The following is a 25,148-nucleotide window of genomic DNA, read 5'->3' as shown; positions in this document are numbered from 1 at the left end:
TCCATTTTGTTCTTTATGCTGTCGAAATTCACCATCCCGCGCGAGTATGCGCAACGGGATGATACTCTTCAGCGGTGCGTGCGGGAATGCCCGACCGCAGTATTCTCATCAACCCGGTAACGGCGCAACTGCCCCTTGGCGTTAATTTCCTGGCATAACAGGGAAAATGCCGATTCAAAACCGGCAATATCCGCGCTGGCGGTGCAGTGAGCCGTCATCTGAATAAACAGCATTGGGCTTTGCGGAGACGGGCTGATACGTGATGCCAGCTCTGCCACGTTCATCTGGTGTTTATCAAACAGATCGGTAAAGCGCTCAATGATGTGCGGTGAGTCCGGGAGTTCAACCTCGACCCACACGGTATCCGGCATGGCTGGACGGGCTTCAGCCTTGGTGCGCTTCATGACAATCAGCAGCTCAAGCTCTGCGCCTTTGAGTGGCAGGGTGGACTCGATCAGCGTGATGGCATTCCAGCTCCCGGAGAGCAGCATAATGAAAGTGAACTCATCCCCGAGCATGGCAAGGCGGCTGTCTTCGATGTTGCAACCGCAGCTGCTGACGTGGCGGGTGATCGTATTTACGATGCCCGGACGGTCAACACCGAGTGCGGTGATCACCAAATGGTGCGGCTGATGGGGTGACAAATTCTCATTTCCTTTTCATTCGCTAATAACCATAAGGTAAACATAAAAAAAACTGCTGACAAGCGCAGGAATGGTGTGGCTCCCTTGCTTTTCTGTGAAACTAAACCTTACCATGAAGAACTTGTTATTGAGGGGATCGCCAATGTTCACGGGAAGTATTGTTGCAGTAATTACGCCGATGGACGACAAAGGTAATGTCGACCGTGCGAGTTTGAAAAACCTGATTGAGTATCACATCGCGAGCGGCACCGCAGCGATTGTTTCTGTAGGAACCACCGGTGAATCCGCAACCCTCAGCCATGATGAGCACGTAAAAGTCGTTCTGACTACGCTGGAGCTGGCCGATGGCCGCATTCCGGTGATTGCCGGCACTGGCGCAAATGCGACAGCAGAAGGTATCGCGCTTACCAAACATTTCGAAAACAGTGGTGTAGTAGGTTGCCTGACGGTAACACCTTATTACAACCGCCCGTCTCAGGAAGGGCTGTATCAGCACTTCAAAACCATTGCTGAGAACACCGATCTGCCGCAGATGCTGTACAATGTCCCGGCACGTACTGGCTGTGATCTACTGCCAGAGACCGTGGCACGTTTGGCTGAAATCAAAAATATTATCGGAATTAAGGAAGCTACCGGGAACTTATCCCGCGCTACCCAGATCCAAGAGCTGGTTGGTGATGACTTCGCGCTGGTAAGCGGTGATGACGCAACAGCACTTGATTTCATGCAACTGGGCGGCAAAGGGGTGATTTCGGTCACTGCCAACATTGCAGCACGCGAAATGGTTGAACTGGTTGCGCTGGCGCAACAGGGGAACTTCGCGGAAGCACGCCGCCTGAATCAGCGACTGATGCATCTGCATAAGTCACTTTTCTGTGAGCCTAATCCTGTTCCGGTGAAATGGGCTGCAAAACAGCTAGGATTAATCGCGAATGACACGCTGCGTCTGCCAATGACGCCGCTGACCAGCAATGGCGCGGTAACCGTTGAGCAAGCGCTAATTAAAGCGGGTCTGCGGTAAGTAGGGAGTTTGAATGAATTTTTCAGTAAAGCGGTCAGCAGTGGCCACCGTGGTGGGCCTGTCAACGTTGATGTTACTGTCAGCCTGTTCCAGCGATCAGCGCTATAAGCGTCAGGTTAATGGCGATGAGGCCTATTTACAGGCTGCACAGCTGCAGGATCTGAAAGCACCCGCAGGATTAATTCTGCCGGTGCAAAACGGAGCTTATGATGTACCGCATACCAGCAGCAAAGGCTTGGTGGGTAAGAAATTAGATATCCGTCCACCTGCTCAGCCGCTGGCACTGCTTAACGGGACGCGTGCTCAGTTCACGGGTAACACTGGCGTACTGAGCCTGGAAAACAACCGTGGTGCCGTCTGGCAGCAGGTTGTGGGCGTGGTACAGGCCAATAATTTCCCGATCGCGCAGCGTAACGATGGCGCACAGCAGCTGACCACCGACTGGGTGCAGTGGAACCGCGCCGATGAAGACCAGCAATACCGTGGTCGTTATCAGTTGAGCGTGCAGTCGCAGAGCTATCAGCAAGTGCTGACCGTTCGTTTACTGGAACTGCAACAGTCAGGCCAGGCGGTGACTTCACCGGTACAGCTCCAGCGTTATACCGCACAGATGCTGAACGCGATCAGTAACGGTCTGGATAAGATCGATACCGCTTCGCAGAACGCAGCCAGCCGCGCGGTTGGTCAGATCGATGTGCAGAGTGGTGCCGATGATACCGGTCTGCCACAACTGGTGCTGCGTGCGCCATTTAATGCCACCTGGCAGCGCCTGCCAGCGGCACTGCAACGTGCGGGCATGACAGTGAAAGATGACAACCGTTCGCAGGGTAGCCTGACCGCTACCTATAAAAACCCAGGCAGCGGTGCATGGGATGCGATTGGTGCTAAAGACCCAGAGTTGCCAAACGGTGACTATAAACTGCAGGTGGGCGATCTCAACAATCGCAGTAGCCTACAGTTCATCGATCCGAAGGGCCACGTGCTCACTCAGTCGCAAAATGATGCGCTGGTGGCGGTGTTCCAGGGCGCATTCAATAAATAAATCACGTCAGGCCGGAATTCTTCCGGCCTTTTTTTTTAGAATTTGGCATAATAGCGCCCGGCAAGGTAAACGATTGCGTCTGGCGGTCGTCCTCTGCTTTCCACCCGTTATTTCATGTCTGGAGTTAACAAGATGCAAAAGCGAGCTGAGTTGTATCGCGGTAAAGCGAAAACCGTATACAGCACCGACAATCCGGATCTACTGGTACTCGAATTCCGTAACGATACGTCAGCAGGTGACGGCGCGCGAATCGAACAGTTTGATCGCAAAGGTATGGTCAACAACAAGTTCAACCACTTTATCATGACCAAACTGCAGGAAGCTGGCATCCCGACTCAGATGGAAGCGTTGCTGTCTGACAATGAAGCGCTGGTGAAGAAGCTGGAGATGGTGCCGGTTGAGTGTGTGGTGCGTAACCGTGCTGCGGGTTCTTTGGTTAAGCGTCTGGGCGTGGAAGAGGGCATTGTGCTCAATCCACCGCTGTTTGACCTGTTCCTGAAAGATGATGCGAAGCATGACCCAATGGTCAATGAATATTACTGCGAAACCTTTGGTTGGGTAAGCAAAGCAAACCTGGCGCGTATGCAGGAGCTGACCTTCAAAGCCAACGATGTGTTGAGCAAACTGTTTGATGACGCAGGCCTGATTCTGGTGGACTTCAAGCTGGAGTTCGGTCTGTTCAATGGTGAAGTGGTGCTGGGTGATGAGTTCTCTCCAGACGGCGCCCGCCTGTGGGATAAAGAGACCATGGCGAAAATGGACAAAGACCGTTTCCGTCAGAGCCTGGGTGGCGTGGTTGAAGCCTACGAAGAAGTTGCCCATCGTCTGGGTGTGAAGCTGGATTAAGTCTTCTGCTGCACAAGAACAAAGGGAAGCTAAGGCTTCCCTTTGTCATTTCTGCGTGGCACTGGTAGTTACGCATGCAGGGCACTAAAATTATGCCCAACAGAGGTGTCACTAACAGGAGTACAGCATGCGCTGGCAAGGTCGTCGTGAAAGCGACAATGTAGAAGACAGGCGCGATCAGCAGCAGTCGGGCTACGGGGGTAGACAGATCCGTCTGCCGCGCGGCAAGGGGGGATTAGTGATTTTAGTGCTGGTCGCGATTGCCGGTTACTACGGTTACGATCTCACGCCGCTACTGACCGGTGGCGAAAGCGTGGCACCGCAAACCCAACAGCAGCCGCGCCAGGGTGCTCAGGGCCAGGATGAAGCGGCGAAGTTTACCCGCGTAATTCTTGCCTCCACGGAAGACACCTGGAGCCAGCTGTTTGAGAAAATGGGTCGTCACTATGTTGCACCTACTCTGGTGATGTTCCGTGGTTCCACCACCACCAGCTGCGGCACCGGCCAGACCGCGATGGGCCCGTTCTACTGCCCGGCGGATCAAAAAGTCTATATCGACCTCTCTTTCTACGATGAGATGCAGCAAAAACTGGGCGCGGGCGGTGATTTTGCTCAGGCTTATGTGATTGCCCATGAAGTTGGGCATCACGTGCAGAAGTTACTCGGCATTGAACCGGCCGTACGCAAACTGCAACAGCAGGCGACAAGTCAGGCGCAGGTCAATGCGCTGTCGGTGAAAATGGAACTCCAGGCGGATTGTTTTGCCGGCGTCTGGGGGCATTATGAGCAGCAGCAACACATGCTGGATACCGGCGATTTAGCCGAAGCGCTCAATGCCGCAGAAGCGATTGGTGACGATCGCCTGCAACAGCGCAGCCAGGGCCGCGTCGTGCCGGATAGCTTTACCCACGGTACTTCTCAACAGCGTTTAACCTGGTTTAAACGCGGCTTTGACAGCGGGAATCCCGGTCAGTGTGACACCCTCAATAGCAAACTATGAATTTAACTGATACCACCCGCATCATGTTGGATGCGGGTATTCGCCGTTTGTGTGTCATCAGCGGTGAAGCCGCCTGGGCACAGCACCAGACGCTGAACTGGCAACAACAGCTCACTGGCGACTGGGTCACCGTGGGTGCAAATCCCCTTTCTGCTGGGCCACACAGTCAACCCACTGCTATGAAAACGTTGCTTGGCCGTGAATTCAGCCATGGAATATTTGATGCGCGTGAGGGGTTCAATGCGGAAGCCTTTGCGGCACTGGCGGGCACGTTGCGAGCAGGCAGTTGGTTGCTGCTCCTGGTGCCAGAGTGGCAACGCTGGGCGACACAGCCCGATCAAGACAGCCTGCGCTGGGGCGATAGCCCACAAGCCATTGCCACGCCGCAGTTTGTGACTTACCTACAACAGCTGATACTGGCCGATCCCGAGGTATGGATAGTGCGCCAGCATCCGCCGGTACGGGTAATGGATACGGGCCAATCCAGGCCCCAGTGGCAGTGTCGTGCACCTGCGCGTCAACAGGAGATTCTGGCGCAGCTGCTGGCGATGCCAGAGGGTGTGGCGGTGGTCATCGCTGCACGCGGGCGCGGTAAATCAGCCCTGGCAGGAATGCTGGCGCAACGCTGCGGCTCCGCGTTGGTGACGGCTCCCGCCAAAGTCTCCACTGATGTATTGGCCCAGTTCGCCGCACCGCATTTTCACTTTATCGCCCCGGACGCTTTGCTGGCGACGGAAACGTTGCCCGGGTATGACTGGCTGATCATCGACGAGGCGGCGGCGATCCCAACCCCTTTACTGCGCGCCCTGGTCTTGCGCTTTCCGCGCGTATTGTTAACCACCACCGTGCAAGGCTACGAGGGAACCGGGCGCGGCTTTATGCTGAAGTTCTGTGCTGAGCTGGGAAATGTTCGCCACTTCACCCTGGATGAGCCTTTGCGCTGGTGTCAGAACGATCCGCTGGAGCAATGGCTTGAACGCGCCTTTCTGTTTCAGGATGAGGTGCCGTCAGAACCTGTTATTCAACCTGAAATGACCTGCCTGACACCCGCCGACTGGCCGCGTTTCACCCCGCAACTCAGCGCGGCTTACCGGCTGCTGGCAGCGGCGCATTATCGTACTTCACCGCTCGACCTGCGCCGTATGATGGATGCGCCCGGGATGCAATTCTGGCTAGCGGGTAACGGACAGGGCGCATTATGGCTGGTGGAAGAGGGTGGCTTACCGGCGGATTTGGCCCAGGCGGTCTGGGCGGGATTCCGGCGTCCTCGCGGCAACCTGGTGGCGCAGTCGCTGGCGGCACATGCCGGATTTACCCCGGCGGCCACGCTGCGATCGCGCCGTATCAGTCGAATTGCCGTTGTGGCGAGTCAACGTCGTCACGGATTGGGGCAGGCACTGGTGCGGGCGGCAGAGCAGCAAGACGATGGGCTGGATTACCTCTCCGTCAGCTTTGGCTATACCGCTGAGCTGGCCGCATTCTGGCGGCAGTGCGGTTTTACGCTGGCACGCATTGGCAGCCAGCGTGAAGCCAGCAGCGGTTGTTATGCGGCGATGGCGCTCAAAGGCATCAGCGCGGCGGGGAAACAATTAACCGCCGAGGCACATCAGCAGCTGATTCACGACTGGCCATTTATGGCGAGTTTCATCAAGGTTGATCCGGGCTTACCGCTGGCGGAGACGCTCAATTTTACTGCGCAGGATGCGCAAAACGTGGCGGGATTTGCCTGGGCTCAGCGGCCCTTAGAAGCCTCAGTGCCTGCGTTAGCCCGGCTATTGTCACGACTCTCCGCCGTATTCCCGCTGCTGGGTGCAGCTGTCGAACAACAGCCGCTGACAGAACTCACGGCTCGCTATCAGCTGGCGGGGCGGAAAGCATTGATAGCTGAGCTGCGCCAGCAGGCTGCACAGGCATTATGGGTCTGGGATCGTGAAAAAGCCGCCGACTTGCAGGCTTTTTGTCTGGCTATCGATCCGTTAAAAAACTGAACAGCACAACGAAAAATTGCACCAGGTTATTCAAATTTTCCCGCTATCACGTTGCCAACGGCGGCGTATAGTGATCGCAGGAGGTAATTATGCACTATGTGATTGTTCAACAACCCGTAAGCTCGGCATCGCAACTGTTCCTGTTGTACCACGGCGTGGGGGATACGCCGGAGTCGATGGCGGAGATTGGTAGCTGGTTTGGCCGCGCGTTCCCGGAGGCACTGGTCGTGGCCGTGGGTGCACCACAACGCGATCATGCCCGGCAGTGGTTTATTGAAGCTGGTGGGGAAGGTGCGGCATCGCAGGTGGCGATTGACGCAATCCTGCCCACTTTTGTGGAAACGGTGCAGCACTGGCAGCAGAAGAGTGGCGTCAGCCCGCTGGGGACCGCGCTGGTCGGTTTTTCCCAAGGGGCCACGCTGATCCTTGAGGGGATTAACGCCCATCCTGAACTGGCGGGTCGCGTCATTGCTTTCAGTGGACGTTTTAACACGCTACCCGCGAAGGCATCGCGCAAAACCACTATCCACCTGATTCACGGTGATAACGATCGGCAGATCCCCCTCACTCATGCCGTAGACGCAGAAGAGCGAGTAGCGGCACTGGGCGGGGATATCACGCTGGATATCATTGATGAGCTACCGCACGCCATTGATGATAAAGGGATCAATATTGCTCTGAATCACCTGCGGAATACCGTACCAAAACGCTACTTTGATGAGGCGTTAGGCGGGGCAAAACCGGGTGAGGATGATGTGGTGATGATGATGTGACAGGCGGCGGTGAAGGTTCCACCGCCGGTTAAGTCAGGCTGGCTGCTCAGGCAGCCAGTCAGGATCACTTTTTCTTCGGCCAGTCGTCTTCATCATCCCATTTATCGTTGAAATCACGATGTGGCGGGAGATCTGGCTTGTTTTCCATGTACTTTTTCGGATCAATGCGTTTGAGATCTTTATAAACGTTCATCAGTACGCCCACTAACAGCAGAATCAATATCACCCACCAGTAGTGTTTAATAAATTCCATATCATTTCTCCTCGGCAGCGTCTCAGCCCAGTAGCTGCTCCATGATGCGTTGATACATCCGACTCAGGGTCTGCAAATCGGCGGCTTTTACGCATTCGTTGATTTTATGAATGGTGGCATTCACCGGCCCCAGCTCTACCACTTGCGCACCCATACGCGCAATAAAGCGCCCGTCGGAGGTGCCACCCGTGGTTAACAGCTGTGGGTTAATTTCATTATAGTGCGACACCGCATTTACGACGGCATCCACCAGTTTACCGCGTGAGGTCAGGAACGGTTGACCCGACAGACGCCAGTCGATGGTGTAGCGCAGTTGATGACGATCCAGCAGTGCTTCAACGCGCTCACGAATCATCTGGTCGGTCAGTTCGGTACTAAAGCGGAAGTTGAACTGCACGAAAAATTCGCCAGGAATGACGTTATTGCTACCGGTTCCTGCCTGAACGTTGGCGATTTGCATGCTGGTAGGTGGGAAGAACTCATTGCCCTGGTCCCACTCGGTCGCTACCAGCTCATTCAGCGCAGGCATCGCGCGATGCACGGGGTTATCCGCCAGATGTGGGTAGGCAACATGTCCCTGCACACCGTGGATCGTCAGGTTAGCGGTAATCGAACCGCGACGGCCATTTTTCACCACATCACCCACGACTTCGGTGCTGGAAGGTTCGCCGACCAGGCAGTAATCCAGGCGCTCTTTACGCGCCATCAGCGCTTCGACCACTTTGACGGTGCCGTTGACCGCGCTGGCTTCTTCATCAGAGGTGATGAGAAACGCCAGGCGTCCGGTATGGTTTGGGTTAGCGGCAACAAAGCGCTCGGCAGCAACCACCATGGCAGCCAGTGAGCCTTTCATATCGGCAGCACCACGGCCAAACAACATGCCATCACGAATGGTTGGTTCAAACGGTGGGTTGATCCAGCGATTAGCATCGCCAGGAGGCACAACATCAGTATGACCGGCAAAGGCCAGCGTTTCGCCCTGACCGCGCGTCGCCCAGAAATTTTGCGTATCGCCAAAATTCATCGTTTCGATGTGAAAGCCAGCGGCTTCTAGGCGTTCAATTAACAGCGCCTGACAACCTGCATCATCAGGGCTCAGGGAAGGGCGGCGGATCAGCTGCTGTGTCAGCTCAATGACCGGACAGAACATGTTATGACTTCTCCTGAATAAAGGTCTGATAGTTATCTTCGTTGAAGCCGAGCAGCATAGAACCGTCTGCGGCGCAGAGCAATGGGCGTTTGATGATTGCCGGCTGTGCCAGCATCAGCGCTGCCGCTGAGTCAGCGTTATTGATCGCCTCACGCTCCGCCTCAGGCAGCTTACGCCAGGTCGTGCCGCGCGTGTTCAGCAGGGCTTCATAACCCAGCTCTGCAATGAACTTTTGCATCAAGGTCTCATCCAGCCCGTCTACGCGGTAGTCGTGAAATTGGTAGGCCACGTTCTGCTGCTCCAGAAAACGCCGGGCCTTTTTGATGGTGTCGCAGTTTTTGATGCCGTAGAGCTTATACAAACTTTTTTGGGCGTTATCAGACATGAAAAAATGTTACCTGTATGTAAGGGGTAGTTAGGATCAGCAGATACAGGGCGATGGTTTGGATTGCCAGGAATCGATGCTAATCAATTATTTCAATGATAATGCCGTAGCACAGGATTTTGATCCACAGTATGAGGTGATCAGGGATGAGGGGCGAAGTGCGTTCAAGGCCGAATACCTACAAGAAAATGTAGGGTTAGGTGTGTGTTTTACGCTTAGGCACGGGAACACAGATGGCCTTAAGTCCGTACTTTTGGCCTAAAAAAAGCGAACAGGAGCGACAAAACGATGAGATTGGTACAACTGATAATCTATGGGCTTTGGAGGGCCTTTTTAAGGAAGTTATCCTAAAGATAAACGAATTATTGCCGATAGTACAAATGGAATGAATCTTCGACTTGGAAAAGTCTTAAAGGATAATTGCGGTGAGTAAATACTTAAAAATAGGAATTTATGGCATTTGGGGTGTGTTTTTATTCCTTGCGTCAATAGAGAAATTTGGTGATTTTTTCGCAATCGGTACGGGGGTTTGGTCGGTAGTGATGCTTACAGTCGCTGGATTGTGCCAACTATTGGCATGTATTACAGCGATAGGCTGGTCAGTGCTGGCATTTGGAACACTGAAATCTAAGTATTTACCCTATAAACTCCTTAATAATTATACGGTTCCTGTGCTGATCATTGTGCTCGCATTCGTGGCAAGTGCTGCCCGATCTTCAAGCGATGGAGCCAGAGCGCAAAAACTTGGATTTAAAGACGGTAAAGAGTTTTCTATTGCTCGTGAAAATAATATTACTAACGTTGCCGATTATGCCAAATTTGTAGACGAGCAACGAGTTAAAGAGGCTGATAAGGCGGCTAAGGATGCTTCTATTGCCGCAGAAAAGGAACGAAAAAATAAAGAGGATGAAGCTCAATGCAACAAAAATGCATATTGCTACTATACACATCATGAAAATGCTGAGTACCTCTGTTCTACGAAAATACCAAAATTGGCAAAGTATAAATTTGAGTGGACTGATGGCATAACGGAATCAAAGTTTGATAGAACGGGATGGCAGGATGAAGCGAAGCATATAGTTAGAATTTCTGGTGATAAAGCCACAGCTCAGAATGGATTCGGAGCAACGCAAAATATAGAATATTATTGCATTTTTAATGCGGACACAGGTGATCTTTTAGATTATGGGTTTTATTAAATTATAAACTGATGGGATTTTAAATGAAAAAATTATTAATTTTAGGTTTATTTTTCAGTACTTCAACTTTCGCAGCATACAAAACATATAATCCGCATAAAGATAGTAAACTTGTAACTAAAGCTATCTCTGGAGTATGTAAATCAGAGCATCAAAAATATGATGATCTTGATTATCAATTTAAGTCCAATGTCGGTAGTATGAGTGAAACTGACGCAAAAAAAGCTGTAGTGAATCTTAAGGATGCTGAGCGTAAGCGTTGGGAATGTATTGAAAAAGAGTTGAATAAAAAGAATTTAACATTGAACTTAGATCAGCTGTTTAAAGAAAATAACTTATAGTGAGTAGTTCAAAATTAGGGTAATGCTTACTCATTGCCCTGATTTATAATTACTCATTGCTGGGAGTGGTTGTAATATTTTGTTTGTGTCAGGTGATATAAATTATACGGAAGGTGGAGGAATAGTGATGAAAGTGATGAAAGTGATGATGTATGCAATATTTTTAGTGGGATTGTCATTCTCTGGTATAGTCCGGGCCGATTTATTTTGTTATGAAAACACTGCTGTTTATAACTTTACTGAGGATGGTGTCAGCAAGTACCCTAATATGCAAGCGAATATTGTGATGCGAACAGTCAAAACAGATACAGTATTAAGATCATATAGTCGTGGTGATCATATAGTGCTTGAGTACTATAAAAATAAAAAATTCATACAAAATACTTTAAGTAAAGTGAAAGATGGGATATTTCGTGATAGTGCGAATTTAATAGTGATAGTAAATCAAACAACAATGTATCATTACCAGCGTGTTAAGTTTCAGGGGCAACCAGTAGTAGTTAGAAATCAGTATAAATGTACGCCAGCATAACATTTTCCTAAATGTGATTAGGATTTTTTCGTAATCAATTGAACTGTATAATCAACGGACAAACATCACTCTTAAAAAATAATCGTAAGTTTTCACGAAAACATATGCTTATTATATCAATAAATAAGCAAGTTAAATATTTAAACGTTACCCACTCTATGGGGTTACGATTAAGCAGCATAGAGTGCATTCATTAAAATAGAAATGTATAAGAAAATTTGCAAATAGGCGGAGCATTTACACTGAGAAGAAAACGCTTTTTTGACCAATTGGGCTAAGGATGATAATTCATGATTTTAAAATTGAAAGCCACCGTAAAAAGTGGCTTTCAACTTTAAAAAATCAGCTGTTCTGGTCGGCAATCATAGAGCTTCGCGAGGCGTTCACGGGTTTTCTTTTGTGGCTTGCTCTCAATGCGTTCAAGTTGGGAGATGGCACTTTGCGTCATTCCTAGCTGTGCAGCGACATCGTATTGGCTAAAGCCACGGTGTATACGCCATGCAGCCTGAAGACTGACATCTTGATCAACCATGATTCCAACTACCTCATGCGGTATGGTTTCGTCATCATCATCACCGGCTTCAATAGGTATACTTTCCCATCCGCTATCCGCATCTGCGAGCAGTTTTTCATAATCGGCAATAGCAAGCACTACAAACTGTGGCTTACCGGCCTCATCGTAAATGTACTGTTTTGACATAGTGTATCCGAGTGTCCAGGAGTCGCAGTTAATGTAATGGGTGCGCAATGAAGCGGGAGAATGCCCCCGCTTAGATTAATAAGTACTCGATGTTCTACGTGCAACTTCCTTGATTTCAAGTACTACCGGCTTACCGTCTATCAACTCGAAGAGTACTCTGTAGTCTCCTACGCGTAACCTGAACTGGCTATCGCTTCCCTGTAGCTTTAAAAGAACATATCCCGCGAGGAATGATTAGGTTTTAGGGTGAAAAACTAATCTCCTCAATCAGGATTTTCTAATCATTGAGTGCCCGACGAGCCAGAGAGCTTTTGGCATTACCATCCACAGCGCACACCTGTAAGCCGAAAGCGGTTACAGTCACGCGGGGTATCAGTAGCGGACAAAACATGAGCCTGATAAGCGTTGGCAGAAAGCAAGGGGAAAGTGCGAACGGGGACATTGTTGTTGTAGATGAGTCGCTTGCTGAAATGTGCGTCAGCCAGCAATTTGTGCAAAATGGCAGCGATAATCGGTCAAACCTATAGCGATAAATGGTGTAAACGTATTCACCCCGCGCATAAAGGGGCGTAGAATTGGCCCTACAATAAGAGAGGGTAGTATGATTGACACCGAAATGGGGAACTGGAAAGAATTTATTGAAGCGATGTTACGTAACAAGTAATACGCATCAAGAAAAGCAGGGCGATTCCCCTCTTGCTGTAATTCTGTCCGAAAACATAAAGGCAGCCACTAATCATGGCTGCCTTTGTTGTTTCTGCGGTGTCTAATCCAGTGGTTTTTCGCGCAGCGGGAAGCGGCGACGTACCAGCACAAAGAACAGCGGTACAAAGAAAATCGCCAGTATTGTCGCCGAGATCATCCCACCCATAACGCCAGTCCCTACCGCGTGCTGGCTGCCAGAACCCGCGCCGCTGCTGATCGCCATCGGCAGGACGCCGAAGATAAAGGCCAGAGAGGTCATCAGAATGGGCCTTAAGCGCTGGCGCGAGGCTTCCAGCGTGGATGCCAGCAGCTCGCCCCCTTTGCTGTTGATCTCATTGGCAAACTCCACGATCAGAATGGCATTCTTCGCCGACAGGCCGATAACAGTAAGTAGCCCCACCTGGAAATAGACGTCGTTCTCCAGCCCACGCGCCCAGGTCGCCACCAGCGCACCAATAATGCCCAGCGGCACCACCAGCATCACCGAGAACGGAATAGACCAGCTCTCATACAGCGCGGCGAGACACAAGAACACCACCAGCAGCGAAACGGCATACAGCGCCGGGGCCTGCGATCCGGAAAGCCGCTCCTGGTAGGAAGCGCCGGTCCACTGGAAGCCCACACCCATCGGCAACTGGCTCACCAGTTTTTCCATCACATCCATTGCGGTACCGCTACTGATGCCGGGCGCGGCTTCACCGACAATTTCCAGTGAAGAGTAGCCATTATAACGTTCAAGGCGCGGTGATCCGGTTTCCCAGCGGCTGGTCGCAAAGGCAGAGAAAGGCACCATGGTGCCGCTGCTGTTGCGCACGTACCATTTATTCACGTCGTCCGGCAACATGCGGAACTCGGGGGCAGCCTGCACATAGACTTTTTTCACTCGGCCCCGATCGAGGAAGTCATTGACGTAGGTCGAGCCCCATGCGGTTGTCAGGGTATCGTTGATGGTATCCATCGAAACCCCTAGCGCCTGAGCCTTGCGCTGATCGACATCGATTTGCAGCTGTGGGCTGTCATCCAGTCCGTTGTGACGTACGCGGGTCAGGGCCGGATTTTTGTCCGCTTCAGCCAGCAGCAAATCGCGCATTGCCATCAGTTGGGTGTGACCAATGCCGCCATGATCCTGCAATTCGAAGTCAAAGCCGGAAGAGCTGCCCATACCGGTAATAGCGGGTGGACTGCTGGCAATGACCCGGCCTTCTTGTATCTTTTTAAACGCTTTGGTCGCGCGTTCGATAATGGCAAATGAGGTGCGATCGCTACCGGGGCGATCTTCCCAGTTCTTCAGTCGAATAAACAGGCGCGCCACGTTTTGTCCGTTACCGCCAGGACCGGCCCCGATGGTGGAGAACACCGACAGGACGTTATCCTTCTCTGCGGTCATGTAGTACTGCTCGACACGTTCCACCACTTTGGTGGTCTGTTGTAAGGTCGAACCGGCGGGTAGCTGTACCTGGGTCAGAAAGACGCCGCGATCTTCTTCCGGCAGGAATGACGTTGGCAGGTGATAGAACATAAAGGCCATGATGCCGATGATGCCCAGATACAGCACCAGCCAGCGCCCGCCGCGATGGAGAATACGTGCTACGCCGCGCTCATAGCGATTGGCGTTGCGATTGAAGTGGCGGTTAAACCAGCCAAAAAAGCCGCGCCGTTCATGATGTTCACCCTGGGCGATCGGCTTGAGCAGGGTGGCACAGAGCGCCGGGGTAAGAATCATCGCCACCAGCACCGACAGCACCATGGCGGAGACGATAGTAATAGAAAACTGGCGGTAAATGGCACCCACGGTGCCGCCGAAAAATGCCATCGGCACAAATACCGCTGACAGCACCAGCGCAATGCCCACCAGCGCGCCCTGAATCTGCCCCATGGATTTTCGCGTTGCGGCACGTGGCGATAATCCCTCTTCACTCATGATGCGCTCGACGTTCTCGACCACCACAATCGCATCATCCACCAGCAGGCCAATCGCCAGCACCATGGCAAACATCGTCAGGGTATTAATACTGAAGTCAAACGCGTACAGCACAGCAAAGGTGCCGAGTAACACCACTGGAACGGCGATGGTCGGGATCAGCGTGGCGCGGAAGTTCTGCATAAACAGATACATCACACCGAACACCAGCACGATGGCTTCCAGCAGGGTTTTCACCACATCGGTGATCGAGGCCTTCACAAACGGCGTGGTTTCGTAGGCGATTTTGGCTTGCAGCCCGTGTGGGAAATAGTGTGATAGCTCTTCGACGCGAGCCCGCACCAGCTTATCGGTATTCATTTCATTCGCGCCGGAGGCAAGTTTAATGCCGAGGCCAGACGCAGCTTGCCCATTGTAGCGGCTAAGGTAGTCATACTTTTCTGCGCCAAGGGCGACATCGGCGACCTGGCCCAGGGTCACAACGGAACCATCGGTATTGGTTTTCAGCGTGATGGCTTTGAACTGCTCTGGCGTGTTCAACATCGACTGGGCGTTCACGGTGGCATTCAACGCCTGCTTCTCCACCGAAGGCAGACCACCGACCTGGCCCACGGCGACCTGCGCATTTTGCGCTTCGATGGCACTGACTACATCATCGGTCGTAAGTGAATAAGCATTCAGTTTGTTGGGATCGAGCCAGATGCGCATCGCGTACTGTGAACCGTAAGCATCCACTTCACCTACGCCATCGATACGGCTAAGGGGGTCCTGAATGTTACTGGCGACATAATCGGCAATATCCTGTTTGTCCATACTTCCATCGATAGAGACAAACGCCAGCATCAAGATATTACTGTCACCGGTTTTATTGACCGTAACCCCTTGCGACTGGACCGCCTGTGGCAGTTTACGCAGCGCCGACTGTAGCTGGTTCTGTACCTGCTGGCGCGCTTCATCAGGGTTAGTTCCGGCGGTAAACGTCAGGGTGATCTGCGCCTGGCCGGTATTGCTGCTGTTAGAGGACATATACATCAGGTTATCGATGCCCGTCATGTTCTGTTCGATAACCTGAGTGACGGTATTTTCCAGCGTTTCGGCGGATGCCCCAGGATAGTTTGCGGTAATACGCACGTTGGGAGGGGCGAGATCGGGGTATTGCTCAACAGGCAGTTCGATGATGGCTAGCGCGCCACCAAACGACAGTAAAATCGCCAGAACCCAGGCAAAAATGGGACGGTCGATGAAAAAATTTGACATCGAGACCACACTCCTCAGTCGCATTCAGTTTTTATTATGGTGCAGATCCCGGTCAGCTGACGCGGGAAACAGCCTGGCTTCAGAGCCCAGAATCAGCCGTAACGACCTACTCTACGTGGGGTAAATTAGGAAAACGTGGAGAAAATATGAAGAAAATGTAAGTGAGGTCAAAGAGGGCACGGAAAAAGTGTGCCTTTGGCGATAAACAACAGAAAATGCTGTAGTTGAGGGGAGCTTTGATGTTCGAGTCCGGGGTTTTTTATTAGCATATTCCGCTGGGTTTTTGCGATTAAGATCGTGCAAAGCCGCTTTTTATGCACCGTTTTTGTGCACCGCAACGGATTATTGCAAAAGATGCCGTACAGTCAGCCAGTATATTTTGCTTCATTCACGCAGAACAGGTAGGATTCTTCGCCGTGATTTCCCGCAGAAAGTAATGCATTTTCATGCAGCGGCACGCGGTAAAGACACTCCATTTCTCACGGTGGAACGCAAACGATTGGTTTGCCGTGCACGATGGTCAGGACAAACAGGAAAGCTATGAAATCTACTACAAAAACAGCAGCCGAACTTCGCGCTGCAAAAAGACGCTGGCTGAATTCTCATGACTCCGGCTACCACAAAGCGATGGGGAACCGTCAGGTACAGATGATCGCCATTGGCGGTGCTATCGGTACGGGTCTGTTCCTTGGTGCAGGCGCTCGTCTGCAAATGGCAGGTCCAGCACTGGCTCTGGTTTATCTGGTGTGCGGGATCTTCTCGTTCTTTATCCTGCGTGCGTTAGGGGAACTGGTTCTGCACCGCCCAACCAGCGGAAACTTCGTTTCCTATGCGCGTGAGTTTCTTGGGGAAAAAGCGGCTTACGTTGCCGGATGGATGTATTTCGTCAACTGGGCAATGACCGGGATTGTTGATATCACCGCAGTAGCGCTTTATATGCACTACTGGGGCGCGTTTGGCGATGTACCGCAGTGGGTGTTTGCCCTCGGCGCGTTAGCCATTGTCGGCACCATGAACATGATCGGCGTGAAGTGGTTCGCCGAGATGGAGTTCTGGTTCGCACTGATTAAAGTGTTGGCCATTGTGGTGTTCCTGATTGTCGGTACTGTTTTCCTCGGCAGCGGTAAGCCGCTGGATGGAAATACTACCGGCTTCCACCTGATTACCGATAACGGCGGCTTCTTCCCGCACGGCTTGCTGCCTGCGCTGGTATTAGTCCAGGGTGTGGTATTCGCCTTTGCCTCTATCGAGCTGGTGGGGACTGCCGCAGGGGAAGCTAAAGATCCGCAGACGATGCTGCCAAAAGCCATCAACAGCGTGATCTGGCGTATCGGCCTGTTCTATGTCGGTTCTGTGGTGCTGCTGGTACTGCTGCTGCCGTGGAATGCTTATCAGGCAGGTCAGAGCCCGTTTGTTACCTTCTTCTCGAAGTTGGGTGTCCCTTATGTGGGCAGCATCATGAACATCGTGGTACTGAGTGCGGCGCTCTCCAGCCTGAACTCTGGCCTCTACTCCACCGGACGTATTTTACGCTCGATGTCGATGGGTGGCTCTGCACCGAAGTTCATGTCCAAAATGAGCCGTCAACAGGTGCCTTTCGCCGGTATTCTGGCCACCATCTGCGTCTATATCGTGGGTGTGTTCCTGAACTACCTGGTGCCTTCGCAGGTATTTGAAATTGTTCTGAACATCGCTTCACTGGGTATTATTGCTTCCTGGGGCTTTATCGTGGTGTGCCAGATGCGCCTGCGTAAAGCGATCAAAGAAGGCAAAGCCGACGATGTCAGCTTCAAGATGCCTTGGGCGCCGTTCACCTCATGGCTGACTTTACTGTTCCTGCTGGCGGTGTTGGTGCTGATGGCGTTCGATTACCCTAACGGGACTTACACCATTGCGTCTATTCCGCTGCTGGCGGTGATTCTGGTGGCTGGTTGGTTTGGTGTCCGTAAGCGCGTTAACGAAGTCGCGATGACCGAGCACGATCATCTGCACGCCCATGACGGGCACACAGAACAAAAGTAATCGCGAGATTGCACGAAAAGAGCCAGCCTCAGGGCTGGCTTTTTATTGCCTGCGGCTGGGTAATTCAGATAGTTTTCCGCCCCTCTAGCCCCTATGATGGCAGACTCCATGTTGCCATTGGGGGACCCATGTCGTTAAAGATTAACCTGATCAAAAATAAGCTACTGTCCGATAACTGGTTCGTCCTGCGTAACTACGTTTACGAGATCACCACCAGCAAAGGGGAAGTGGTCCAACATAAGCGCGAAGTCTACGATCGCGGCAATGGCGCAACCATTCTGTTGTATAACCGGGAAAAAAACAGCGTTGTGCTGATTCGTCAGTTCCGCGTTGCCACGTGGGTCAACGGCAACACCGACGGGATGTTGATTGAAGCCTGCGCGGGCCTGCTGGATGATGATTCGCCGGAAGAGTGTATCCGTAAAGAAGCCGTAGAAGAGACGGGCTACGTGGTGGGTGAAGTGCAAAAGCTGTTTTCAGCCTATATGTCACCCGGTGGCGTGACGGAAATCCTGCACTTCTTTGCCGCGGAATATCATGAATCACAGCGCGATAATGTCGGTGGCGGCGTTGATGATGAAGATATTGATGTGCTGGAACTGAGCTTCCCTGAAGCGATGGCCATGGTGAAAAGTGGTCGCATCTGCGATGGTAAAACCATTATGTTGCTGCAACACGCGCAACTGGCGGGTTGGCTGCACCTCTGATTCTACGCGCTGGCTTCAGGTTGAAACGGTACTCCTGAAGCCATGTGCGGTCACACTCCGATAAATCTGATTGAGCCCTTTTCTCGCCACGGCGATCATAATCCTTGTGCGCGATTAAGCGGCTTGCCTCTGTTTTGCCTACAATTAATCCACTCGGTGCTATCAGAGCCTGGCTCTGTCACACGGCTACTTTGTCCACAGCTCAGGGATCGAAACCTTATGTCGAATCGGATGAAATCGCTGCTGCCACTGTGTCTGCTATTCAGTAGCTGGGCGCAGGCTGAGCCACTACAAAAGGCCTTTTCAGACTGGCAGATCAGCTGTGATAACCAGTCATATTGTGTTGCGCGAAGTTTTCCCGGTGACAGCGGGCTGGTCATGACGTTGACACGCCATGCAGGCGCAGACGATCGGCCTCAGCTACGCATTGATTACGGTAGTGCCTACAGCGGTGCAGTGAAAGCGGAGCCGTTACAGGATAATTTACTGCTCGACCAGCGGCGATTACGGCCTGACTTTAAACACTGGCAGGTGGAACCTCACCATCTGACCACCAGTGATCCAATTGCGATCAATGAGTTTCTCGACCAGGTGATGGATGCTGGCGCTATCCAGTTAACCTGGAGCCAGCGCGCACAAGTCCCCTTAAGTGGCTTAAAAGCGGCCCTGTTGCTGATGGACGAGCAGCAAGGGCGGGTGGACGGTGCTTCGGCTTGGGTACGTTCAGGATCAAAGCCAATGTCTGACCTGCCAGAAGAACCCGCTCGACCGACGCTGCCTGCCTGGCCTGGCGCGCCCACTGCGCTCAGTCACGATGAGGTGAATGGCCTGCTGGACTTTGCCAGCTTGCGTATTAACACCGAATCCTGTTCGCTGGAGCCGCTACAGCGCGAGATCAGCGTAGCCCCGCTCAGCGACAGCAAAGCGCTGATCCTGATTGGCTGTGAACGTGGAGCCTATAACCTCGTCAATCTGGCGTATGAAGTGTCGCGCACCCGGCCTTATGCGGCGCGCAGTCTGACGTTCACCTTACCGTTTACCCCCAGTGGGCAACAGGATCGTCAGCTTGAGCTGATGAATGCAGAATTCGATGCCAACCGAGGACAGCTGTATACCTTTAGCAAAGGACGCGGATTGGGGGATTGTGGTGTGGCCACGCGCTGGCAGTATACCGGCAACGGTTTTACCCTCGCAGAGTACGCAGCAGAACCGATATGCGATGCCTGGCACAGCAGTGACGACTGGCCTACCCTGTGGGTAAGCCAGCCTGCACAGCCTTATTGAATAGGCTGGACGGAGATTGGCGAGCCGTTCTGGTTACCCACCAGTTCGGTCAGCAGGTTGTTAACGCCATCGCTCATCGGCGTGAAGCGACTGAGTGGTGAGCGTGTCACCACCACAAACACCCCAACGTTGTATTGCGGCACCATGGCGATATAGGTAATAAAGCCGCCACCGCCACCGGTTTTCTCAATGATGCCCGGACGCCCGTCACGCGGCCCCATATAGACCCAGCCCATACCCAGCGCATCGGCTTTGCCCGGCACATCCATCCCTTCAACCTTAGTGAGCTGATCGCGGCGATAGATCAGGGTCTGCAAGCGATCGATCTGAGGTGTGCGATGATGCACCGCCGAGTTGAGGAACTGCTGCATCCAGCGGCCCATATCATCTGGCGTGGAGTAAACGCCACCGCTGCCAATGGCGGCGAGGGTGTTGTCACAAGGGCTAGCCCCTTTCTCAGCCACCATCAGACGACTGCACTGTTCTGGCGAAGGTGTAAATGTGGTGTCCTTCATCCCGAGCGGGCGCGTAACCAGGTCCTGCAACAGCGTGGGATACGGTTTCCCGCCCGCTTTCGCCAGCGCATCGCCCAGCAGGTCAAATCCCAGGTTGGAGTAAGAGGCATTCACCCCCGGCGCATATTTTAACTGCGCATGTTCCAGCCACTGCCAGCGCTGGCTGTGGGTTGGCCAGACAAAGACCGGACGATGTGGTGCGCCGCCTGGCTGCTCACGCGGCAGCGCAGCAGTATGGGTGGCAAGGTTAATCAGGCGAATGGTTTGCCCGGCGTAAGAGGGGACGCGTGCGCCCGATGGCGCATACTTGCTCAGCGGATCGTCGAGGCGCAGCTGACCGCGTTCTGCCATTTTCACCATCACTTCGCTGGTCATCAGTTTGCTCAGGGAGGCGATGCGGATCAGCGAATCTTTTTGTGGGCGAATGTTATTCCCGGGACGGGTATCGCCAAAGCTGGTAAACACGCGTTGATTGCCATCAATCGCCACCAGCGCCATGCCGGTAGCGCCACTGCCGTAGAAAATGTGTTCGGCATAACGGTCAACAAGTTGTGAAGCCAGTAACGGGTCAGACGCAGGCTGCGCCATGCTTTTCAGGGGTAACAGCGCTGCCAGCAGCGTCAGTAGCCAGGGAGTGTTCTTTTTCAACGATGACAGGCCCGCAGTAAAAATCGGAAAAACCTATAGTAATCAGTTTGAGCCAGGCGGGAAGGGGGCGGGAGGGGTTTTTTTCTGTTTCAGGCTGTGATCGTGACGCCCCCGACGAATCGGGGGCGGCGAGGTTTAATGCGGTTTTAACAGCGATTCGGCATGACTGACGATGTTTTCCACCGTAAAGCCAAATTCCGGGAACAATTTACCCGCCGGGGCGGATTCACCAAAGGTGGTCATACCCACCACTTTCCCATCCAGACCGACATACTTCAGCCAGTAGTCAGCAATGCTGGCCTCGACCGCGACACGGGCGCGCACCGTTGAAGGCAGCACCGATTCACGGTAGGCCGTATCCTGCTTGTCGAATTCATCGGTACTTGGCAAGGAAACGACGCGTACTTTGTGGCCGTTCGCCGTCAGCTTCTCTGCTGCCGCCAGCGTGATTTCCACTTCCGATCCGGTGGCAATCAAAATCACCTCTGGTGTGTCATCGCTCCCTTTTAGTACGTATCCGCCGCGTGCGATATTTTTCACCTGTTCCTCTGTGCGTTCCGGCTGTGCCAGATTCTGCCGCGACAAGATCAGCGCCGTTGGGCCATGGTGGCGTTCGACCGCGGCTTTCCACGCCACAGCGGTTTCCACCTGATCGCAAGGACGCCACACGCTCATGTTGGGCGTCAGGCGCAGTGCTGCCAACTGTTCCACTGGCTGGTGCGTCGGGCCGTCTTCCCCAAGGCCGATGGAGTCATGGGTATACACCAGTACCTGGCGGGCTTTCATTAATGCCGCCATTCGCACCGCGTTACGGGCATATTCCGTGAACATCAGGAAGGTGGCGGTATAAGGGATAAATCCGCCGTGATGGGCGATGCCGTTACCAATCGCCGTCATGCCAAATTCACGCACGCCATAGTGGATATAGTTACCCGCCAGATCGTCTTTGATCGATTTCGATCCCGACCAGATGGTGAGGTTGCTTGGGGCCAAATCCGCTGAGCCGCCCAGTAGTTCTGGCAACAGTTTACCCACCACTTCCAGCGTATTTTGTGACGCTTTGCGGCTGGCAATGTTCTGCGGGTTAGCCTGTAACTGCTGGATAAATTTGTCGGTTTCAGCCTGCCAGTTCTGCGGGAATTCGCCTGCTAATCGACGGCTGAACTCGGCGGCCAGTTCAGGATAAGCCTGCTGGTAGGCAGCAAACTTTTCATTCCAGCTTTTTTCGCGCTGCTTACCGGCCTCTTTAGCGTCCCACTGCTGATAAATCGCTTTCGGGATTTCAAACGGAGGCGAATTCCAGCCCAGCTCCTTACGTGCCAACGCCACCTCGGCTTCACCCAGCGCGGCACCGTGCGACTCCTCTTTACCGGCTTTATTGGGCGAACCAAAACCAATAATCGTTTTGCAGATGATAAGCGACGGCTTGTCTTTTACCGCCTGCGCCTCTTCAATGGCCTTTTTGATGGCGACCGGATCGTGACCGTCAATGCCTACTTTGTCGCCGATGACATGCCAGTTATAAGCTTCAAAGCGCGTGTGGGTGTCGTCGGTAAACCAACCGTCGGTCTCACCATCGATGGAGATACCGTTGTGATCGTAAAAGCCGATCAGTTTACCCAGCCCTAAAGTGCCGGCCAGCGAACTGACTTCGTGTGAAATGCCCTCCATCAGGCAGCCATCGCCCATAAACACATAGGTATAGTGATCAACCACCTCGTGATCGGGGCGGTTAAACTGTGCCGCCAGCGTGCGTTCTGCAATCGCCATCCCCACCGCGTTCGCCAGCCCCTGCCCCAATGGGCCGGTGGTGGTCTCTACACCAGGGGTATAGCCCAGTTCCGGGTGGCCGGGGGTTTTGGAGTGTAGCTGGCGGAAGTTGCGTAGCTCTTCCATGGGCAGATCGTAGCCAGTGAGATGCAGCAAGCTATACAGCAACATCGAGCCGTGGCCGTTGGAGAGGATAAAGCGATCGCGATCCGCCCAGGCAGGGTTTTCTGGGTTATGTTTCAGGAAGTCGCGCCACAGCACTTCGGCAATATCGGCCATGCCCATCGGCATACCGGGGTGACCTGAATTTGCTTTTTGCACTGCGTCCATGCTCAGCGCACGGATCGCGTTTGCCAACTCTCTGCGTGAAGACATAGTGATGATTCCTTATTAACGAAACACAGACGGGCAGGCGTTCACCTACCCGGAGAATGGTGCAACAGGCTCAGAGACGGGCAGAGAGCACGTCTTCCAGCTTCTGCTGGTCGACGGCGAACTGGCGAATCCCGTCAGACAGTTTCTCTACCGCCATCGGGTCCTGGTTGTGTTCCCAACGGAACTCCGCTTCCGAGAGCGGAGAGGGCTGATGGAAACCTTCGGTGGAAGGTTCCAGCTTGCGTTCCAGTGGCGAGGTGTTATTGGCTAACTCCTCCAGCAGCGCCGGGGAAATCGTCAGGCGATCGCAGCCCGCCAGTGCCTGGATCTGCTCAACTTTGCGGAAGCTGGCCCCCATGATCACCGTGCTGTAGCGGTGTTTTTTGTAGTAATCATAGATGCGGCGTACCGATTTCACGCCAGGGTCTTCATCCGCCACATAGGGCTCAATGGGTTTGCGGCTGTTGTAATAATCGTAAATGCGGCCAACAAAGGGCGAGATCAGGAAGACGCCCGCTTCGGCGCAGGCACGTGCCTGGGCAAAAGAGAACAGCAGCGTCAGGTTGCAGTGGATACCATTTTTCTCCAGCTCTTCGGCGGCGCGAATCCCTTCCCAGGTTGAGGCCAGTTTGATCAGGATACGTGAGCGATCAATCCCATTCTCTTCATACAGGCGGACCAGCTTTTCTGCTTTGGTCACGCACATGCCACGATCGAAGGAGAGCCTGGCGTCTACTTCGGTCGAAACACGCCCTGGGACACTTTTCAGGATCTCCATACCTAAGTTGATGGCGACTTTATCGCTGGCATTGATGATCTGGGTCTCTTTGCTGCCACCCTGCTTTTTCGCATAGTTGATGGCGTCATCAATCAGGTGCTTGTAGGCGTCAAGTCCGGCTGCTTTCAGGATTAGCGAGGGGTTGGTGGTAGCGTCTTCAGGATGGTAGTGACGAATAGATTCAATATCACCGCTGTCAGCAACCACGGTGGTGAACTGTTTTAGGGCATCTAACTGATTCATTTTTACTGCGCTCCTTGATAAGCCTGCGAAACTTTTTCAGCATCTTTAAGGATAGCAGTGATGCAGATTGCCGCAGGCGAGGCTGTGGCAATCTGTGCGTAGTGCGGTGGGGTTTACGCTCAGCCTTCGCGCTTGAGCCAGTCACGCACCGGCAGGAAATCCCGGTACAGCGCGGCTTCTGGGGAGTTTTCTTCCGGCTGGTAATCATATTCCCAGCGTACCAGTGGCGGCATCGACATCAGGATAGATTCGGTGCGGCCACCGGTCTGTAAGCCAAACAGCGTACCGCGATCCCACACCAGGTTGAATTCAACGTAGCGGCCGCGACGATACAGCTGGAACTGGCGTTCACGCTCGCCCCAGCTCAGGGCTTTACGGCGTTCAACAATCGGGAGATAGGCGTTGAGATAGCCATTGCCAACGCTTTGCATAAAGTTGAAGCAGGTGTCGAAATCCGGCGTATTGAGATCGTCATAGAACAGACCACCAATGCCGCGCTGCTCATCACGATGTTTCAGATAGAAGTAGTCATCACACCATTTTTTATAGCGCGCATAGACGTCGGCCCCAAACGGGTCACACAGGTCAGCGGCGGTCTGGTGCCAGTGCAGCGCATCTTCTTCAAAGCCGTAGTAGGGCGTTAAGTCGAAGCCACCGCCGAACCACCACACCGGGTCTGCACCCGGCTTTTCAGCAATAAAGAAGCGGACGTTAGCGTGGCTGGTGGGGACATAGGGGCTGTGGGGATGCACCACCAGTGACACGCCCATGGCTTCAAAGCTGCGTCCAGCCAGTTCCGGGCGATGGGCCGTTGCGGAAGCGGGCATCTGGTCGCCGTGGACGTGGGAGAAATTGACGCCAGCTTGTTCAAACACGCCGCCGTCACGCAGTACGCGACTACGACCACCGCCGCCACCCGGACGCTGCCAGGCATCTTCAGCAAAGCCAGCGGCACCATCAGCGGCCGCCAGGCTGTGGCATATATCATCCTGCAGCTGCAGCAGGAAAGCTTTTACGCGGGAAATATCGGGAGTGCTCATCGCGTTCTC

The 25,148-nt window shown here is 53.2% G+C and carries 23 protein-coding genes and 1 pseudogene; 13 read left to right on the top strand and 11 right to left on the bottom strand.

From position 1 onward, the window contains the following. Positions 1-68: 68 nt before the first annotated feature. Positions 69-644: a glycine cleavage system transcriptional repressor gene (locus tag B880_RS0112330; RefSeq protein ID WP_017347726.1), complete on the bottom strand. Its 576-nt coding sequence runs from the start codon at positions 642-644 to the stop codon at positions 69-71. A 142-nt stretch (positions 645-786) separates the two neighbouring features. Here B880_RS0112330 and dapA point away from each other — a divergent pair, with 142 nt between their 5' ends. The 6 genes from dapA (at position 787) to ypfH (ending at position 7,314) form a co-directional block, all read left to right on the top strand. Beyond that, positions 787-1,665: a 4-hydroxy-tetrahydrodipicolinate synthase gene (gene dapA / locus B880_RS0112325; RefSeq protein WP_017347725.1), complete on the top strand. Its 879-nt coding sequence runs from the start codon at positions 787-789 to the stop codon at positions 1,663-1,665. Between the two features lie 13 nt (positions 1,666-1,678). Then, positions 1,679-2,707: an outer membrane protein assembly factor BamC gene (gene bamC / locus B880_RS0112320; protein WP_017347724.1), complete on the top strand. Its 1,029-nt coding sequence runs from the start codon at positions 1,679-1,681 to the stop codon at positions 2,705-2,707. 132 nt (positions 2,708-2,839) lie between these two features. Beyond that, positions 2,840-3,553, top strand: coding sequence for a phosphoribosylaminoimidazolesuccinocarboxamide synthase (gene purC / locus B880_RS0112315; RefSeq protein WP_017347723.1), 714 nt, complete (start codon positions 2,840-2,842; stop codon positions 3,551-3,553). 127 nt (positions 3,554-3,680) lie between these two features. Continuing rightward, on the top strand, positions 3,681-4,553 hold the full coding sequence (gene ypfJ, locus B880_RS0112310) for a KPN_02809 family neutral zinc metallopeptidase (protein WP_017347722.1): 873 nt from the start codon (positions 3,681-3,683) through the stop codon (positions 4,551-4,553). Beyond that, positions 4,550-6,541: a tRNA(Met) cytidine acetyltransferase TmcA gene (locus tag B880_RS0112305; protein ID WP_017347721.1), complete on the top strand. Its 1,992-nt coding sequence runs from the start codon at positions 4,550-4,552 to the stop codon at positions 6,539-6,541. The genes ypfJ and B880_RS0112305 overlap by 4 nt, the downstream gene beginning before the upstream one ends. A gap of 89 nt (positions 6,542-6,630) precedes the next feature. Then, positions 6,631-7,314, top strand: a complete 684-nt coding sequence (gene ypfH, locus B880_RS0112300) for an esterase (RefSeq protein ID WP_017347720.1) — start codon at positions 6,631-6,633, stop codon at positions 7,312-7,314. Between the two features lie 64 nt (positions 7,315-7,378). Here ypfH and B880_RS0112295 read toward each other — a convergent pair whose 3' ends face one another. Genes B880_RS0112295 through B880_RS0112285 form a run of 3 tightly spaced genes read right to left on the bottom strand, consistent with a single transcriptional unit; the run spans position 7,379 to position 9,102 of the window. After that, the gene (locus B880_RS0112295) at positions 7,379-7,567 is read right to left on the bottom strand and encodes a YpfN family protein (protein WP_017347719.1); all 189 of its coding nucleotides are present in this window, start codon (positions 7,565-7,567) and stop codon (positions 7,379-7,381) included. A 22-nt stretch (positions 7,568-7,589) separates the two neighbouring features. Then, positions 7,590-8,717, bottom strand: coding sequence for a succinyl-diaminopimelate desuccinylase (dapE, locus tag B880_RS0112290; protein WP_017347718.1), 1,128 nt, complete (start codon positions 8,715-8,717; stop codon positions 7,590-7,592). Between the two features lies 1 nt (position 8,718). Next, the gene (locus B880_RS0112285) at positions 8,719-9,102 is read right to left on the bottom strand and encodes an ArsC family reductase (protein ID WP_017347717.1); all 384 of its coding nucleotides are present in this window, start codon (positions 9,100-9,102) and stop codon (positions 8,719-8,721) included. A 425-nt stretch (positions 9,103-9,527) separates the two neighbouring features. Here B880_RS0112285 and B880_RS0112275 point away from each other — a divergent pair, with 425 nt between their 5' ends. The 3 genes from B880_RS0112275 to B880_RS0112265 all read left to right on the top strand — a co-directional run bounded on the left by B880_RS0112275 (position 9,528) and on the right by B880_RS0112265 (position 11,174). Then, the gene (locus tag B880_RS0112275; protein WP_017347715.1) at positions 9,528-10,301 is read left to right on the top strand and encodes a hypothetical protein; all 774 of its coding nucleotides are present in this window, start codon (positions 9,528-9,530) and stop codon (positions 10,299-10,301) included. A gap of 23 nt (positions 10,302-10,324) precedes the next feature. After that, entirely contained in the window at positions 10,325-10,642 is a 318-nt protein-coding gene (locus tag B880_RS0112270; RefSeq protein WP_017347714.1) for a hypothetical protein, read from the top strand. Between the two features lie 127 nt (positions 10,643-10,769). Next, on the top strand, positions 10,770-11,174 hold the full coding sequence (locus tag B880_RS0112265; RefSeq protein WP_017347713.1) for a hypothetical protein: 405 nt from the start codon (positions 10,770-10,772) through the stop codon (positions 11,172-11,174). Positions 11,175-11,508: 334 nt separating this feature from the next. Here the strand turns inward: B880_RS0112265 and B880_RS0112260 are convergent, their stop codons facing one another. Continuing rightward, on the bottom strand, positions 11,509-11,874 hold the full coding sequence (locus B880_RS0112260; RefSeq protein ID WP_017347712.1) for a helix-turn-helix domain-containing protein: 366 nt from the start codon (positions 11,872-11,874) through the stop codon (positions 11,509-11,511). Positions 11,875-11,949: 75 nt separating this feature from the next. After that, positions 11,950-12,081 (bottom strand): annotated as a pseudogene (locus B880_RS27375) (type II toxin-antitoxin system RelE family toxin); the annotation flags it as partial. Positions 12,082-12,475: 394 nt separating this feature from the next. On the opposite strand from B880_RS27375, the gene ypfM reads away from it, so the two are divergent. Then, the gene (ypfM, locus tag B880_RS27370; protein ID WP_139015967.1) at positions 12,476-12,538 is read left to right on the top strand and encodes a protein YpfM; all 63 of its coding nucleotides are present in this window, start codon (positions 12,476-12,478) and stop codon (positions 12,536-12,538) included. Between the two features lie 102 nt (positions 12,539-12,640). Here the strand turns inward: ypfM and acrD are convergent, their stop codons facing one another. Continuing rightward, positions 12,641-15,757, bottom strand: a complete 3,117-nt coding sequence (gene acrD, locus B880_RS0112255) for a multidrug efflux RND transporter permease AcrD (RefSeq protein WP_017347711.1) — start codon at positions 15,755-15,757, stop codon at positions 12,641-12,643. A gap of 540 nt (positions 15,758-16,297) precedes the next feature. Here acrD and ansP point away from each other — a divergent pair. The 3 genes from ansP to B880_RS0112240 all read left to right on the top strand — a co-directional run bounded on the left by ansP (position 16,298) and on the right by B880_RS0112240 (position 19,770). Further along, the gene (gene ansP, locus B880_RS0112250) at positions 16,298-17,779 is read left to right on the top strand and encodes an L-asparagine permease (protein WP_017347710.1); all 1,482 of its coding nucleotides are present in this window, start codon (positions 16,298-16,300) and stop codon (positions 17,777-17,779) included. Positions 17,780-17,907: 128 nt separating this feature from the next. Continuing rightward, positions 17,908-18,486, top strand: a complete 579-nt coding sequence (gene nudK, locus B880_RS0112245; RefSeq protein WP_017347709.1) for a GDP-mannose pyrophosphatase NudK — start codon at positions 17,908-17,910, stop codon at positions 18,484-18,486. A 219-nt stretch (positions 18,487-18,705) separates the two neighbouring features. Beyond that, positions 18,706-19,770, top strand: coding sequence for a DUF1176 domain-containing protein (locus tag B880_RS0112240; RefSeq protein WP_026042606.1), 1,065 nt, complete (start codon positions 18,706-18,708; stop codon positions 19,768-19,770). On the opposite strand, the gene ampH is transcribed toward B880_RS0112240, so the two are convergent. From ampH to hemF, 4 genes are all read right to left on the bottom strand, one after another. After that, positions 19,764-20,933, bottom strand: coding sequence for a D-alanyl-D-alanine-carboxypeptidase/endopeptidase AmpH (gene ampH / locus B880_RS0112235; RefSeq protein ID WP_026042605.1), 1,170 nt, complete (start codon positions 20,931-20,933; stop codon positions 19,764-19,766). The genes B880_RS0112240 and ampH overlap by 7 nt on opposite strands. 135 nt (positions 20,934-21,068) lie before the next feature. Further along, positions 21,069-23,078: a transketolase gene (gene tkt, locus B880_RS0112230; RefSeq protein WP_017347705.1), complete on the bottom strand. Its 2,010-nt coding sequence runs from the start codon at positions 23,076-23,078 to the stop codon at positions 21,069-21,071. Positions 23,079-23,148: 70 nt separating this feature from the next. Then, positions 23,149-24,099 carry a transaldolase gene (tal, locus tag B880_RS0112225; protein WP_017347704.1) on the bottom strand — a complete coding sequence of 317 codons (951 nt, stop codon included), beginning with the start codon at positions 24,097-24,099 and terminating at the stop codon, positions 23,149-23,151. A 119-nt stretch (positions 24,100-24,218) separates the two neighbouring features. Beyond that, on the bottom strand, positions 24,219-25,139 hold the full coding sequence (gene hemF / locus B880_RS0112220; RefSeq protein WP_017347703.1) for an oxygen-dependent coproporphyrinogen oxidase: 921 nt from the start codon (positions 25,137-25,139) through the stop codon (positions 24,219-24,221). Between the last annotated feature and the right edge of the window lie 9 nt (positions 25,140-25,148).

Source organism: Pantoea sp. A4 (genome assembly GCF_000295955.2).
GTDB lineage: Bacteria > Pseudomonadota > Gammaproteobacteria > Enterobacterales > Enterobacteriaceae > Pantoea > Pantoea multigeneris.
The sequence above is the reverse complement of the archived record's forward strand: the minus strand, read 5'-3'. Positions and strand labels throughout refer to the sequence as shown.